12 protein-coding genes are annotated in these 13,673 nt (G+C 65.8%); 2 read left to right on the top strand and 10 right to left on the bottom strand.

Going from position 1 to position 13,673, the window contains the following annotated elements; translation table 11 throughout:
• Positions 1-133: 133 nt before the first annotated feature.
• Positions 134-1,243, bottom strand: coding sequence for a ParB/RepB/Spo0J family partition protein (locus DDT93_RS16190; protein WP_109466911.1), 1,110 nt, complete (start codon positions 1,241-1,243; stop codon positions 134-136).
• On the bottom strand, positions 1,236-2,657 hold the full coding sequence (locus tag DDT93_RS16185; RefSeq protein ID WP_109466910.1) for an AAA family ATPase: 1,422 nt from the start codon (positions 2,655-2,657) through the stop codon (positions 1,236-1,238). Before DDT93_RS16185 ends, DDT93_RS16190 begins: the two co-directional genes overlap by 8 nt.
• A gap of 530 nt (positions 2,658-3,187) precedes the next feature.
• Between DDT93_RS16185 and DDT93_RS16180 the strand changes: the two genes are divergently transcribed.
• Positions 3,188-4,372 (top strand): replication initiation protein, encoded by a 1,185-nt coding sequence (locus DDT93_RS16180; protein ID WP_109466909.1) that lies wholly within the window; start codon positions 3,188-3,190, stop codon positions 4,370-4,372.
• On the opposite strand, the gene DDT93_RS16175 is transcribed toward DDT93_RS16180, so the two are convergent.
• From DDT93_RS16175 to DDT93_RS16165, 3 genes are read right to left on the bottom strand one after another with little or no spacing between them, the layout of a single operon-like run.
• On the bottom strand, positions 4,363-5,175 hold the full coding sequence (locus DDT93_RS16175; RefSeq protein WP_157960197.1) for a site-specific integrase: 813 nt from the start codon (positions 5,173-5,175) through the stop codon (positions 4,363-4,365). The genes DDT93_RS16180 and DDT93_RS16175 overlap by 10 nt on opposite strands.
• A gap of 48 nt (positions 5,176-5,223) precedes the next feature.
• Positions 5,224-5,403: a DUF2783 domain-containing protein gene (locus DDT93_RS16170; RefSeq protein ID WP_109466907.1), complete on the bottom strand. Its 180-nt coding sequence runs from the start codon at positions 5,401-5,403 to the stop codon at positions 5,224-5,226.
• On the bottom strand, positions 5,400-7,007 hold the full coding sequence (locus tag DDT93_RS16165; protein ID WP_109466906.1) for an FAD-dependent monooxygenase: 1,608 nt from the start codon (positions 7,005-7,007) through the stop codon (positions 5,400-5,402). The genes DDT93_RS16170 and DDT93_RS16165 overlap by 4 nt, the downstream gene beginning before the upstream one ends.
• 89 nt (positions 7,008-7,096) lie before the next feature.
• On the opposite strand from DDT93_RS16165, the gene DDT93_RS16160 reads away from it, so the two are divergent.
• The gene (locus DDT93_RS16160) at positions 7,097-7,792 is read left to right on the top strand and encodes a helix-turn-helix transcriptional regulator (RefSeq protein ID WP_109466905.1); all 696 of its coding nucleotides are present in this window, start codon (positions 7,097-7,099) and stop codon (positions 7,790-7,792) included.
• Between the two features lie 218 nt (positions 7,793-8,010).
• Here the strand turns inward: DDT93_RS16160 and DDT93_RS16155 are convergent, their stop codons facing one another.
• The 5 genes from DDT93_RS16155 to DDT93_RS16135 form a co-directional block, all read right to left on the bottom strand.
• A complete protein-coding gene (locus DDT93_RS16155) occupies positions 8,011-9,609 on the bottom strand; it encodes an acyl-CoA synthetase (protein WP_232825478.1) in 1,599 nt (532 codons plus the stop codon).
• A 41-nt stretch (positions 9,610-9,650) separates the two neighbouring features.
• On the bottom strand, positions 9,651-10,958 hold the full coding sequence (locus DDT93_RS16150) for a TRAP transporter large permease (protein WP_109466904.1): 1,308 nt from the start codon (positions 10,956-10,958) through the stop codon (positions 9,651-9,653).
• Complete coding sequence (locus DDT93_RS16145; protein WP_109466903.1) at positions 10,951-11,487, bottom strand: TRAP transporter small permease; 537 nt, start codon at positions 11,485-11,487, stop codon at positions 10,951-10,953. The genes DDT93_RS16150 and DDT93_RS16145 overlap by 8 nt, the downstream gene beginning before the upstream one ends.
• Positions 11,488-11,553: 66 nt before the next feature.
• Positions 11,554-12,693 (bottom strand): C4-dicarboxylate TRAP transporter substrate-binding protein, encoded by a 1,140-nt coding sequence (locus tag DDT93_RS16140; RefSeq protein WP_109466902.1) that lies wholly within the window; start codon positions 12,691-12,693, stop codon positions 11,554-11,556.
• 171 nt (positions 12,694-12,864) lie between these two features.
• Positions 12,865-13,647 carry an enoyl-CoA hydratase-related protein gene (locus DDT93_RS16135; protein WP_198654874.1) on the bottom strand — a complete coding sequence of 261 codons (783 nt, stop codon included), beginning with the start codon at positions 13,645-13,647 and terminating at the stop codon, positions 12,865-12,867.
• Between the last annotated feature and the right edge of the window lie 26 nt (positions 13,648-13,673).

The following is a 13,673-nucleotide window of genomic DNA, read 5'->3' as shown; positions in this document are numbered from 1 at the left end:
GGTATTTTCAACCGCAACTGGCCCGCCCTTTGTCAGCGGGTTATGGGGAAGCAGGAGGGTCTGGATTGGAGGGTGCCCGTGCGTTGCACCGGGCGCGTGGAGGAGGTTTCGCGGCGAAACCTCCTCCCAGAAGTCAGGGCTTTTCGAGAAGGTTGCGAATCTCGGTCATCAGGCTCTTCATGATCTCGCTGTCGATGCCCCTGCCCTCGAACCGTAGGATGTGGCCCCTGCTGTCCTGCGCCCAGCGGATGGTGATGCCGCTGGAAAGTTGAAGCGTCTTGGCATTGGTCCAGCCCAGTTCCTTGGGCTTGCTCTTGGGGCGCCCCCCGCGCGAGGCGTCTCGCGGGCCGGATTCAAAGCCGACGATGATTGGCTCGAGAGCGGCCCATTCCTCGTCCGAGTCCTTGGCCGGACGCCCCGACAGCGCCTCGCGCAATTGCGCCTCGGCCCCGAGCCGCAGCGCGGCAGAGACCCGCAGCCCGCGCTTCTCGGTCAGGTCTTCGGGAAACTCCAGCATGTCGCCCAGTTCCTCGAAGATCAGCGCAAAGGACCGCACCTTGGACCGCTTGGCCTTGGAGCCGGTCGCATAGAGCCGGTTCACCGCTTCCTCGGTATTGGCAAAGGCCCCCTGCTGTGCGGCGATCACCGCGATGCGGCCCCGCTCAAAATGGCTGAGTTCGGCGCGGACCTCGTTCTCCTCGACCATCGCGGCAAAGGCTGCATCGGCCTCGGACCGGGGCCGGACGATGGCGCGGATGCGCTGGTACTTGGCCGCCTCGGTCAGTTCGAGCAAACCGCGGAATGCCAGCAGCCGCCGGTAGCCAGAGAGCAGACCGTAGCGTTTGCCGTGGCTGGGCGTCTCGAGTTCGAAGACCTCGATGGGCAGGCGCAGCCCGTTCGCAGCGATCGAGAGTCGAAGTTCGAGCATGTCGGACTCCAGCAGGACCATCCGGTCGCGGATCATAGCGCCTTCCTCGATCTCGTCGATCGGGAGTTCGGAGATCAGCAACCCCGCTGCCTCGGCCTGATGCAAGCGCTGCGCGTCGGCCTCGGTCTTGGCACGGGCCGCGCGCACCTCCGAGCTCTCGGCCTGGGTCAGCGCGGCCGTGTCTGCGGCAACCTGCGCGATGGGTGCGACCCCGCGCGAGAGGTTCGGACGGTCGGAGGTTTCGCTGCGAAACTCCTCCTCGATGCGGTCGAGATCTGCCGTGCTCGGCGCTTCCAGTCGTCTGCGCTTAACCATCCGCCTGCTCCTTCACATCGACGCCGTCTCCGGCCTGCCGTTCCGCCTGCTCCATCTGCTGGTCGCGCCACCAGGTGCCGAGGACCAGTTCCTTGACCTCGGCCCAGGTGCGGTCGAAGGTCTCGCGCCCGCGCACGTAGGTGTCGCGGTTGAACTCGCGGTAGTCCGCCTCGTAGATGCCGTTCACCTGTTCGCCGGCCTGACCGACCATCGCCGTCACCTCCTGCCGGTAAGTCGTCATGAAGTCGCCGAAATACGCTTGGATCACGTTGGCGAGGTCGGTCTGCTGCGCCGCGTCGAACCGGGTGACCAGCGCGCGCACCGCGTCCCATTCGAACCGCATCTCGGGCAAGCCATCCCGCCGACGCGCCGCGTTCTCGCCTTCTTCGACACTGGCGAAGGTGGAGTAGAGCATGTCGAAGAACCGCCCCGTGGAATCGAACTCGAGGAAGGACGCACCGAGCGGCACCAGCAGGATATCCGCTGCCGCCAGAGCGTTGATGGTCAGGTAGCCAAGCGCCGGGGGAGTATCGATCAGGATGATGTCGTAATCGTCAACGATGCGTTCGTTGACCAGCGCGTTCGACAGCGCATCCCACAACGGCCAGCTGCGCAGGCCCATGCGCCAGACCGGAACCTGAAACTCGGCCCAGTAGAGATTGAGCTGGGCGCCGAGCAGGTCGATGTTGGGCCAGTGCGTCGGCTGGATGATGTCGCGCGCCGAGGTGCGCAGCGCCTCGGTCAGGGTCTCGTCGAAGGGCAGGGGCGTCTGACCCGCCGCATCGCGCACCTTGTTCTCGTCCTGCAGGGCGAGGGCATAGTCCTTGGCCAGAAGCGGGAAGGCGGTGGACCATTCGTCCGGCACCTGGCCCCCCATGATCGACGTCATGGAGCCCTGCGAGTCGAGGTCGATGACCAGCACCTTGTAGCCGTCGAGCGCCGCCGACATGGCGAGATGCGCGGCGGTCGAGGTCTTGCCGACGCCGCCTTTGAAGTTCGCCACGGCGATGGTCTTGGCCGGCAGACCCTCCGGCCGCCAAGGACGGTACTCGCGTCGGGCCGCGCCCTCCGTCGCGAAGTGATCGCGCAGGCGCAGCACCTCATCGAGGGTGAACCACTTGGAGTTGCCCTCGCCGGTGCCCTGCGGCAGATCGGGATTGTTCCGCAGCACGCGGCGGAAGTGGCCCGTCGCGACGGGGATCAGGTAGCGACAGACTTCCCACGTCGAGAAGCGGCGCAGCCGCTTGCGGCCGTCGGGCGCATAGCCGCGTTTGGCGAGGTCCTCGCGACCCCGGGCCGCGAAGGCGGCGGCTTTAGCGAATCGCGCAGTATCGATAGGTTCGGAGAGACGCCGCGCCGCCGCCTCCGGGTCGATGTTGAAATACGGGGGAAGGGGGTCTTTGCCTGCGGACATCTCGAAGCCTCTGTGATGTTCTAGTGATTTGGTTGTTTTCCCAAAACTATCGCACATGAGATGCGGCAAGTGAATCGCGAAGGTGGAAAACACACGCAAAATCCGGATTTCGGATCAAGAAAGACAGCTACAAGCTTGTAGGATCTTTGAGTACTTTAAGATCTTTGCGTTCAGATTAATACGTATCATCAATGTCTTAGTGGCGCACGGGTACCCGGATACAGGTCTCGAGGGACCCGGATACAGGACGAACAGGACCCATTCCCGGGACCCGAGGTGCCGATTCGCGGGGGGAAGGGGCTCCGGCTGCAGGTTTGGCCGTTTAGAGCCTGTTTTAAGGGCTATCGCGCCTGCCTGACCGCTGACCGATCCTGTAAAAGGGTACCCAAAGGCCCGTACCCGGCAGGCGCATCAGACAAAGGGTACCTGTTTACGGGATCGCATCTGGTAGCCGGGAAGGAACCCTATCCGTTGTTGCCATGAGGTACCTGATCCTTCATACTGTGGATAATGATAAGAAGGGCAGGGCGATGGACGAGATTCCACGCGATCAGCTTCCGGGCGCATTGCGTCGGGGGGCGGTCAAGAAACACGTGGCAGCAATCCACGTTTCGGGCAAGCTGACTCTATTACAGCGAAAACTGTCAAACGTCCTGTTGCTGAACGCCTACGACACCCTGGTCAGTCGGCAGAAACACCAGATCGACGCGCGCACGCTGTGCCTGATGATCGGTTACAATTCCAACGATATGGAAACGCTCAAACAGTCTCTAAAGGGCCTCGCAGAGACTGTTGCCGAGTGGGATATGCTGGACGAGAAGGGCCAGCAGGAATGGGGGGTGTCCTCGCTGCTGAGCTATGCCAAGCTGAAGGGCGGGATTTGCGAGTATGCCTATTCGCCCGCGCTGGCGGAGAAGCTGCACGACCCCAAGGTCTTTGCGTTGATCAACCTGAATATCCAGCGGCGGTTCACCTCGGGCCATGCGCTGGCGCTCTACGAAAACTGCTATCGTTTCGTCCGGACCGGATCGACCGGGTGGTGGCCGCTGGACCTGTTCCGGCGGCTGATGGGGCTGGACGGGTCGAGTTATTACGAGACTTTCAAGCACCTGAACGCGAAGGTCATCAAACCGGCGGTGGCCGAGGTCAACAAGACCAGCAACATCATCGTGACGCCCGAAACCCGCAAGCAGGGCAGGGTGGTCACCGAGATCCGGTTTCGGATCAAGGAGAACCCGCAGCTGGCGATCCTCGACATCGACGACGGCGAGGGGATGCGGCACGGCGCGGTCTATTCGCGGCTGCGCGAGCATGGGGTCAGCGACCGGCTGGCGCGGCAGTGGCTCTCGGTGCATGGCGAGACCCAGGTGGCGGCCAAGCTCGACTATGTCGAAACCCGCAAGAACGTGCGCAGCAAGGTCGGGTATCTGAGTGCCGCCCTGGAGGGCGATTTCACCGAAGAGAGTGCCGAGGCGGCGCCCGCGGCACCGAGCGCGAACACCGAGCGGCTGAAGCGGGTCCTCGACATGGTCAAGCGCCGCACGCCGACGCAGCGGGACGCCGACAAGCGCATGTTCCTGGGGCAATTGCCGGACGAGGCGTCGCGGCAGGATTTCGAGAAGCACGGGTGGATGTCGCCGCTGAACGCCCGCCGCATCGATGCCTTCTGGGAAGAGATGGAACCGGGGCTGTTCGACGAGGCGGTTCAGTCCTGAAGCGATGGGCCGCCGCGCAGAGATTCCCCTGCGTAGAGTCTAGTTCTCTCGCGTTCCGGCAGGTCGGGGCGTAAACCGGCTTCCAGCGCCGTTCGCTTGACCAGTCGCGCGACGTGCTTGTCGCTCAGCCGCGCGGCGAGGGCGCGTTTTCCGTCGCGCGAGATGCGGACGAAGATCGGCCCGGAGGTGATCCCGGCGAACCGCAGCCAGCTTTCGAGGGCGGCTACGGGACAGCTGCGTTCGGACGTGGCGCGGGGGATTTCGAGGGGGCGGTCACCGAGGCGAAGCTGTGCCCCGGCCGGGGTGATCCTGTCTGGTCCGTCGAGGTCAAGACTGACGATCTCGCTCCGGCGTAGGGCTGCGGCATGTCCTATCAGCAGGATCGCGCGGTCGCGCAGGCCGCGCAGGTCGTGCGGGAGGGTGGCGGCCATCGCGCGCATCTCTTCCGTGCCGATGGTATCCTTGCGCGCGGGTGGCCGGGTCATGCGTTCGCGGATCGTGGTCAGTTCAGCGGCAATGAGCGGTGCCTGCCTGTCGAGGACAAAGCCGCGCTGTGCGTAGTTCCAGACCAGACCGGAAAGCCGCCGTTCGATGCTGGCCAGTGAGAGCGGCCGACCGTCGCCCTGCGATCCGGCCAAATGGCCAAGGTAGAGACTGATCGCCTCGGGCGAGGGGGGCAGGGGGGTGGCGCCATTCAGGCGGCACCAGCGGGTGAACCCGGTCCAATCGGCACTGTAGGCCCGCCGCGTGTTGTCGGAGAGCACCTTCGGGGAAGGGGGTACGGGGCGGGATCGGTCCTGCATCAGAACAGACCCTAACCCGAGGCAATGGCGGCGCGCAATCGCGCCGCGTCAGGCGTCGAGGGATTGGGCGGCCTCGGCGACGAGGTGTGTGACGCGCGTCGCGTCGCCCAGTTCGTGGGCCAGCAGCAGGGCCAGTTTGGCGAGGAACAACTCGCGCCGGTTCGGTGGGGTGGCGTCGATCTGGCGGGCGAGGGCTTCGTAGACGGTTTCCACGTCGGTCGGGGTCATGCGGGCTCTCCGGTGAGGGCAAGGCGCAGTGCATCGCGGACGAGCGCCGGGGTGGGGTGGCGCCAGCGCGCGGCGATATGGGTGTCGGGGCGCAGGAGGTAGGCGCTGGAGCGGTCGGCGGCGAGAAGGCGCGCGGCCTCGGACGCGGCGGGGACCGTTGCGACGGTCAGGCCGAGGTCGGCATAGGCCTCGGTGGCGGTCTCGTCGAACAGCAGCAGGGTGAACCCGGGGCCGGCGAGGTCGGAGAGGAAGCCGTCGCCCACCCGGGCCTCGGGCAGGAAGGCACCGGGAACCGGGCCGCCCTCGAACCCGGGGCTGTCGGGCTGGATCGCCGGGCTGTCGGCGTAGGTATAGGCAGCCATCTGGCGCGGGTTGGCGAGTTCGCCCGCGAAGGGATGGGTCAGGGCCAGGTTCAAAGCCGCGTCGCGCATCAGCTGCCAGCCAGGGCTCGGCGGGGTCATGAAGCGGGCGGATTTCGACGCGTTTGCAAAGACATCGAGGGTCGCGCCGCGCCGTTCGGGGGTGTAGCTGTCGAGCAGGGTCTCGGGTGCATCTCCCCGCAGGACCCAGCCGAGTTTCCAGCCGATGTTGTCGGCGTCGGCCAGCCCGTTGTTCAGCCCGCGCACACCGAAGATCGGGACGATGTGGGCGCTGTCGCCGATGAAGAAGATGCGGCCGTCGCGGTAGTCGTCGAGGGCGAGCGTGTTGGCGGAGTAGATGCTCCACCACTCCAGTTCCCAGTCGCCGCTGTGCCCGATCTCACCAAGGACGGCGGCGACCGAGGCCCGCACGGTGTCTTCGCGGATCGCTTCCGACTCGTCCTCGCCATCGCGGAGCTGGTAGTCGATCCGCCAGATGTCGTCGGGCTGGCGGTGGACGAGGACCGTGCCGCCGCGGCGGCAGTCGGGGTCGAAGAGCGCGCGGCGGATGGTGGGGTAGTCGTGACGCATCCGGACATCGGCGATGACGTAGCGGCCTTCGTAGTTCTCGCCCCTAAGGCGCAGCCCGCGCAGGCCCCGGAGGGTGCTGCGGGCGCCGTCGGCAGCAAGGACCCAGGCGGCAGGCAGATCATAGCTCCCCTTCGGATCGCTCACCTGAAGCGTGACGCCGGAGGGCGTGTCGGTGGCACCGGTGACGCGGCTCTGCCAGCGGGCGTCGATCAGCGGTTCGCGCGTGACTGCATCCCAGAGGTACTGTTCGATGAACTGCTGCTGGATGTTGTACATCGGGCGGAACTTCTCTCCCGGCCCGTCCGGCATGTCGAACTCGAGGATCTGCTGGCCGCGATAGAAGCTGCGCCCGGTGGTCCATGGCAGGGCCTTGTCGAGGAAGGGCCCCAGCGCGCCGATGCGTTCGAGGATACGGAAGCTGGAGCGCGAGACGCAGATGGCGCGGCTGCCGTCGTTGAAGGTGGATTTCGCGTCGAGCAGAACCGAGGCCACCCCCTCGCGGGCGAGCGCGAGGGCCGCGGTCATGCCGACAGGACCGGTCCCGACGATGGCGACGGGGCAGGGGGCCGAGAGCCCCTCGCGCGCCGAGGGCGGCGGGAAGTGGGGGTAGTCGAAATAGAGCGAGTCGGTCTCGCCACGTCCTGCAGGTCTCATCTGCGCGTCCTCCTGGTCTCGGGCGTGGTTCTAGCCGCGACGCCGGGTGGGGTCTGTCCTCTTTCGGGGGGGACATGCTAGGGGAAGGCATGACGACCTTCGCGGAACATGTCGAGCTGTGTCTTGCCCGGATCGGGTCGGACGGGTTTGCCCCGGCGTTTGCGGATTTCGTCGAGACGCTGGCGGTCGAGCAGATCATGGTCTTTGCCATCGAGGAGACGCGGGCGCGCTGCCTGCTGTCCCGCCATTTCAGCAAGGGCGCGCTGGCCGGGACGCTGGCGGCGAGCTACCTCGACGGCTGGTTCCTGCAGGACCCGCTGCTGCCGGAACTGCGGTCCTTGGTCCCCGGGGCGGTAACCGTGCGGCACCTGGATCAGATCGCCGAAGGAATGAGTCCGGACTACCGGCGGATCTTTTTCGACGAGGTGGGGCTGAGGGCCAAGACGACGCTCTTGGCGGCGGGCGAGCGGTTGCGGCTTTTTGTGAGCCTGTATCAGGCGAATCCGGGCGCCGGGGCCCCGGCCGAGGATGTGGCGCGCCTGCTGGGGCGGCTGGTGCTGGTGCATTTCGAACGGTCGGGGGAGACATCGGGCCCGCCGGCCCTTGCCGTGCTGAGCGAGCGTGAGCGGGCGGTTTGCGAGGGCATCCTGTCGGGGAGGAAGGCCGAGGCGATCGCGGCGGACCTCGACATCGCGGCTTCGACCGTGGTGACCTACCGCAAGCGGGCCTATGCCAAGCTGGGGGTCACCTCGCGGGCCGGGCTTTTCGCGATATGCCGGGAGTGATGGGAGCTGGGATTATCGGACGTTACCTGACCCTTCACAGGGCGGCGGTTTGCTAGTCCATTTTGAAGTGAAAGCGCCGCGCAAACTGGTGTCGCTTCTGCCCCGGCGTTTGAACCAGACTAGCACAAGGCCGAAGGCCTGTCGCCGGGCCGGCAGTGGGAACGCCCTGCGAATGTGGTGTTTTTGCCGGACGCCCGAAGGCGCCCGGCATGGATGGATCAGCTGCCGAAGACCGAGGCGAACTCGATGCGCAGCTCACGCTTGAGGATCTTGCCGCTGGCGTTCTTGGGCAGGGCTGCGCGGATCGCCACATGCTTGGGCGACTTGAAGTGGCTGAGGGTCTCGCGGCAGTAGGCCTCGATCTCTTCCACCGTCAGATCCTCACCCTCCTTGGGCACCACGACGGCGGTGACCGCCTCGATCCACTTGGGATGGGGGATGCCGAAGACCGAGACCTCGGCGATCTTGGGGTGCCGGAAGATCGCTTCCTCGACCTCGCGGCTCGCCACGTTCTCGCCGCCGCTCTTGATCATGTCCTTCTTGCGGTCGACGACATAGAGATAGCCCTCGTCGTCGAACCGTCCGAGGTCGCCGCTGTGGAACCAGCCGCCCTTGAAGGCTTCGGCGGTCTTCTCGGGGTCGTTGTAATAGCCGAGGATCAGGTGCGGGCTGCGGTGCACGATCTCGCCGACTTCGCCCACCGCCACGTCGTTGCCCTCATCATCCACCACGCGGGTCTCGACGTTGAGGCCGGGCCGCCCGGCAGAGCCGAGCTTGGTCAGCTGTTCCTCGGGGCGCAGGATGGTGGCGCAGGGGGCCATCTCGGTCTGGCCATAGAAGTTGTAGAGGCGCATGTCGGGCAGGCGGCGCGACAGTTCCTCGATCACCGCAGTCGGCATGATCGAAGCGCCGTAATAGCCCTGCCGCAGGCTGGTCAGGTCGCGCTTGTCGAAATCGGGGTGGCGCAGCAGCGCGATCCAGACCGTCGGCGGGCAGAACAGCTTGGTCACCTTTTCGCGCTCGATGGTTTCCAGCATGGCAGCCGGGTTGGCGCCGTCATGCAGGATGCTGGTGGCGCCGAGGTAGAGGTCGATGGTGAGGAAGCAGTCGAGCTGAGCGCAGTGGAACAGCGGCAGGCAGTGCAGTTCGATGGCGTCCGGGCGCATTTCGCCGTCGGAGATCACCGTGACGTACTGGGCATAGAGCGCGCCCGAGGTCAGCAGCGCGCCCTTGGGGCGGGACTCGGTGCCGCTGGTATACATCATCTGGATCGGGTCGTCGGGGCTCATGTCGACCCAGGGTTCCGAGGCGTCGGGATGGTCGAACAGGGCCTCGACCGGGGACCAGAGCGCGGAGACCGCCGCGCCGGAATGGTCGATGGCGTAGAGCAGACGCGGGCGGGACTTGACCAGATCGAGGGCTGCCTCGGCGGTGGGGCAGAGCGAGTCCTCGCAGATCAGGGCGCAGGCGCCGGAATGGTCGAGGATATAGGCCACGTCCTCGGCGTTCAGCATGAAGTTGACCGGGGTGGTGACGGCGCCGATCCGGGCGATGGCAAAGCGCAGGATCACGAAGGCGCGGCTGTTGCGCGAGAGGAGCGCGACACGCTCGCCCTTGGTGATGCCCGCCGCGGCCAGTGCGTTCGCGGTCCGGTTCACCGCCTCGTCGAGATCGCGGAAGGTATCGCGATGATCACGGAAGGCGAGGGCGAGCTTGTTCGGGGTCCGCGACGCACTGCGGCGCAGCAGGTCACCGAGCTGCTGGCCGCGTGCGCGGCGTATGCCCGTGGTGACATTGTCGTTGGTCTGCATGTTCATGTTATCCTCCATCCCGGGATCTCCTCCGATCCCGGCGAACCTCAGCCAAAGTGGGTCGGCAGAAACAGTATCAGTTGCGGGGCCGCCGACAATAGGAGCAGCACCAGCAGGTCCATCAGGATGAACCACATGACGCCACGGAAGATCGCGCTGGTCTTTACGAGGTCCCCGACAACGCCCTTGATGACAAAGACGTTCATGCCGATGGGCGGCGTGATCATCCCGATCTCGAGCAGCTTGGTCAGCACCACGCCGAACCACAGCAGGCTCCAACCCGTCTGGTCCACCACCGGAAGGATGATGGGCAAGGTGAGCAGCATCGAGCCGATGGGTTCGAGGAACATGCCGAGCACGAGATAGACGAGGATGATGCCTGCGAGCAGCAGGACCGGGTTGGCCCCGATGGCGATGATCGCTTCGGACAGGTAGTCGCCCGCGCCCGAGAGCACGAGGAAGCGGGTGAGCAGGCTGGCCCCGACGGCGATGATGATGAGCGAGGCGGTGGTGGTCATCGTTTCGCGCGCGGCCTGCATGAAGCGCGAGAGGGTCATCTCGCCCCGCAGGGTGGCCACGATGCAGGCGAGGAAGGCGCCGACGGCCCCGGCCTCGGTCGGGGTGAAGATGCCGCTGAAGAGACCGCCGAAGATGCCGAGCATGACCATCAGGATCGGCCAGGTGTCCTTGAGCGCGTAGAAGCGTTCGGCCATCGTCACCGGCTCGTCGCGCATCGGCGCGAGCTCGGGGTTGAGCCGCACCCGGATCAGCACCACGGCCACGTAGCCGATTGCCGTCAGGACCCCCGCGGCGATGCCGCCAAGGAAGAGCTGGGCGACCGAGACCTGCGCGATGACGCCGTAGAGGATGAGGATGATCGAGGGCGGGATCATCGCCCCGATGGTGCCCGCGACGGCGACCGTGCCGGTCGCGAGTTCGGGGTGATACTTGTGCTTCATCATCTCGGGGACGGCGATGCGCCCCATCGCGGCCGAACAGGCCAGCGACGACCCCGAGACGGCGGCGAACCCCGCCGAGCCGAAAATCGCGGCGATGGCGAGGCCGCCCGGCAGCACCGACATCCACGCCCGCGCGGCGCGGAACAGGCCGGCGGTGAGGTTGGTGTGAAAGCTGATGAACCCGAGGAACAGGAACATCGGAATCGAACTGAGCACCCAGTTCGCGGCGAACTGGTAGGGGATGACCCCGAGCGAGCCCCAGGCGACGTTCCAGTTCTTGAGGATCCAGAGGCCCACGAAGGAGACCGCGATCAGCGCGACGCCGATCTGGATCCGCATGGCGATCAGCACGAAGAGCGCGCCGAGGCCGGTCAGGCCGATGGCCACATCACTCATGAAGCATCTCCAGGTCGTCGAGGGGATGGGTCAGGGCGCTTTTCACCCCGAAGACTTCGGTCACCAGCTTGTAGAGCGCGACCAGCGCGATAAGCCCGGCGCCGATGGGGATGGCCCAGTAGCTCTGCCAGACCGGGATCATGTCCGAGCCCTGTTCGATGGAGGCGCGGATCTTGGTCTTGCCCATGGCGATCTCGAAGCCGCGCCAGGCCAGCAGCGTGAAGACCGCCGAGGTGAGGACGAAGGACAGCCAGCCAAGTAGCCGCTGCGCGAAGGGGGGCAACATGTCGGCGACGATCTCGACGGTGATATGCGCCTCCTGCTTCTCGGCGACCGCGAGGGCGACGAAGGTCACGATGATCATGTAGTAGTGGGCGACGATGGTCAGCGTGCCCGGCAATGGCTGGTTCAGGAGATACCTGCATGTGACGTCCGCCGTGACGTGCAGCATCATCAGCACGATGCTGATCGTGCTGATGAAGGACGCCATGCTGACCAGACCCGCCAGGGCCCTGCCGATGAGTTTCATGTTTCAAACGCCTGTCTGGACTGGAAGGCGTGGCGCGCGGATGTCACCGCGCGCCACCTTGTCGGATCACATCCCGTAGGTCGCGATGTCGATCTTGGAATAGATTTCATTCCAGTAGAGATCGGCGAGCTGGTCAACGTTCTCGACGCCGTCGATCAGCTTGGTCCAGCGGGCGGCAAGTTCGCGCATCCCGGCGATGGCGTCCTCGCCGTTCTCGACGCCGAACTTTTCGCGGTAGCTGTCGACGATCGCCGCGAGGTCTTCCTCGATGAACTTCTGGTTCATCGTGTTCAGCTCGTCGGATGCCGCTGCGACCTCGATGCCCTTGGCGCGCGAGTCGTTCATGCCCTTGTTGGCTTCTTCGAGGTAGACCCAGGTCATTTCGGCCGCGAGGCGGGCGTTGGACTTCATCAGCGCCGCCTTGTCCTCGTCGCCTAGGCCCTGCCAGCGGTCGAGGTTCATCATGGTCGGAACGGTGAACTGGCCGCCCGGCAGACCGGTATAGACGTGCTTGACCACGTCGATGAACGAGAAGTTCACCAGTTCGGCGGGGTTGGAGGCGGTGCAGTCCAGCACCCCCTGGCTCAGGGCCTCGAAGGTCTCGTTGATCGAGATCGAGACCGGCACGGCGCCCATCGCCTCGGCCCAGCGGGCCCAGTAGGCGCCACCGGCGCGGATGCGCTTGCCCTTGAGTTCGGCAGGCGAGGTCACCGGGACGACGCATTGCAGCGCGTAGGAGGTGGTCGATCCCGCCCCCATGTAGACCTGGTTCTGGGCCGCGACCTCTTCCTTGCAGGAGGGGCAGTTCAGCAGCACGTATTCCGACACCGCCCCGGCAAAGGCCAGCGAGCTGCGCTCGCCAGACAGGCCGTCGAGTTCCATCAGGGTCGAGAATTCCGAGATCATGTTGAGCGTCGGGAACTCAGCCGAGAAGTAGGGCGTCAGGATGGTCGAGAGGTCGGCCAGCCCGTCCTTGAGGCCCGCGTTGCTTTCGGCAAAGCTGAGCAGGCTGAGCGGGTAGACCTTCATGGTCAGGTTGCCGCCCGAGTTTTCCTCGACCGATTTGGCGTAGTTCTCGAGGGCGCCCGTGGGCCCCGAGTTCGGCGGCCAGCCGCCGGCATAGCTGAGTTGGTCCGCCGCGTGGGCAGAAGTGGCCAGGGCGATCATCGCTCCGCCGGCCATCAGGGCGCGTCTGGTGTAATGCATTCTGTGTTCTCCTCCAGTTGGGTCTAGCTGTCGCTATGAAAATCGAACCCGGTCTCCTGCCCTCGGGCAGCTCCTCCATTGGCCGGGCATCGCCGGCCGACCGGGTTCAGGAAATTGATGAAAGTCGGGTGGGTCTCCTTTCGTGAACGGCCGGGCAACCGGGTTTTTGGGTCAGCCGCGACCGGAAAAATCGGGCGGGCGCTTGGCGCGGAAGGCGGCGACCCCCTCGGCGAAATCGGGGTGTTCGCCGGCCTCGCGCTGAAGCTTGCGCTCGGTGCGCAGGGCAGCGAGGAAGTCCTCGTCGGCGGCGCTCCAGCAGGCCTTGCGGATGAGGCCGAGCGCGCGCGACGGTCCGGCGGCGAGCTTCTGCGCGATTTCCATCGCGCTGGCTTCGACCTCGGCATCGTCGATGACGCGGGTGATCAGGCCCCAGTCCAGAGCCTGCTGCGCCGGGATCTTCTCGGCCAGCAGCATCATCTCCATCGCGCGGACCCGGCCCACGGCACGTGTCAGCAGCCAGGTAGCGCCGCCGTCGGGCACGAGGCCGATGCGCGCGAAGGCTTCGAGGAAGTAGGCCGAGCGGCCCGCGCAGATGATGTCTGCCGCCAGCGCGATGGAAGCGCCGACACCGGCCGCCGCCCCGCGCACCGCCGAGACGACAGGCACCGGCAGGTCGCGGATGGTTTCCATCAGCGGGTTGTATTCCTCTTCGAGCGTTGCCCCGACGTCGAAACCTTCGAGCGTGTCGGGGATCGACCCGCCGAGGTTCGCGCCGGTCGAGAAGGCGCGCTCGCTGCCGGCAAGGACGATGGCGCGGGCAGTCCGGGCTTCTTCCTTGAGGTGCCGGCGCAGGCCCGCCGCCATGTCGCCGGTGAGCGCGTTCATGGTGGCCGGGTCGTTGAAGCGGATGACCGAGACAGGCCCGGTACGTTCGATAAGCAGGGTCTGGGTCACGCTCTTCTCTCCTCTGCGCTGTTCGG

The organism is Albibacillus kandeliae (assembly GCF_003116585.1).
GTDB classification, from domain to species: domain Bacteria; phylum Pseudomonadota; class Alphaproteobacteria; order Rhodobacterales; family Rhodobacteraceae; genus Albibacillus; species Albibacillus kandeliae.
This window is presented reverse-complemented; position numbering and strand designations above follow the sequence as displayed.

Bases quoted from the DNA above. Each gene is read 5' to 3' on its own strand.
- DDT93_RS16190 (WP_109466911.1), bottom strand. From the start codon at position 1,243: ATGGTTAAGCGCAGACGACTGGAAGCGCCGAGCACGGCAGATCTCGAC.
- DDT93_RS16185 (WP_109466910.1), bottom strand. From the start codon at position 2,657: ATGTCCGCAGGCAAAGACCCCCTTCCCCCGTATTTCAACATCGACCCG.
- DDT93_RS16180 (WP_109466909.1), top strand. From the start codon at position 3,188: ATGGACGAGATTCCACGCGATCAGCTTCCGGGCGCATTGCGTCGGGGG.
- DDT93_RS16175 (WP_157960197.1), bottom strand. From the start codon at position 5,175: ATGCAGGACCGATCCCGCCCCGTACCCCCTTCCCCGAAGGTGCTCTCC.
- DDT93_RS16170 (WP_109466907.1), bottom strand. From the start codon at position 5,403: ATGACCCCGACCGACGTGGAAACCGTCTACGAAGCCCTCGCCCGCCAG.
- DDT93_RS16165 (WP_109466906.1), bottom strand. From the start codon at position 7,007: ATGAGACCTGCAGGACGTGGCGAGACCGACTCGCTCTATTTCGACTAC.
- DDT93_RS16160 (WP_109466905.1), top strand. From the start codon at position 7,097: ATGACGACCTTCGCGGAACATGTCGAGCTGTGTCTTGCCCGGATCGGG.
- DDT93_RS16155 (WP_232825478.1), bottom strand. From the start codon at position 9,609: ATGAACATGCAGACCAACGACAATGTCACCACGGGCATACGCCGCGCA.
- DDT93_RS16150 (WP_109466904.1), bottom strand. From the start codon at position 10,958: ATGAGTGATGTGGCCATCGGCCTGACCGGCCTCGGCGCGCTCTTCGTG.
- DDT93_RS16145 (WP_109466903.1), bottom strand. From the start codon at position 11,487: ATGAAACTCATCGGCAGGGCCCTGGCGGGTCTGGTCAGCATGGCGTCC.
- DDT93_RS16140 (WP_109466902.1), bottom strand. From the start codon at position 12,693: ATGCATTACACCAGACGCGCCCTGATGGCCGGCGGAGCGATGATCGCC.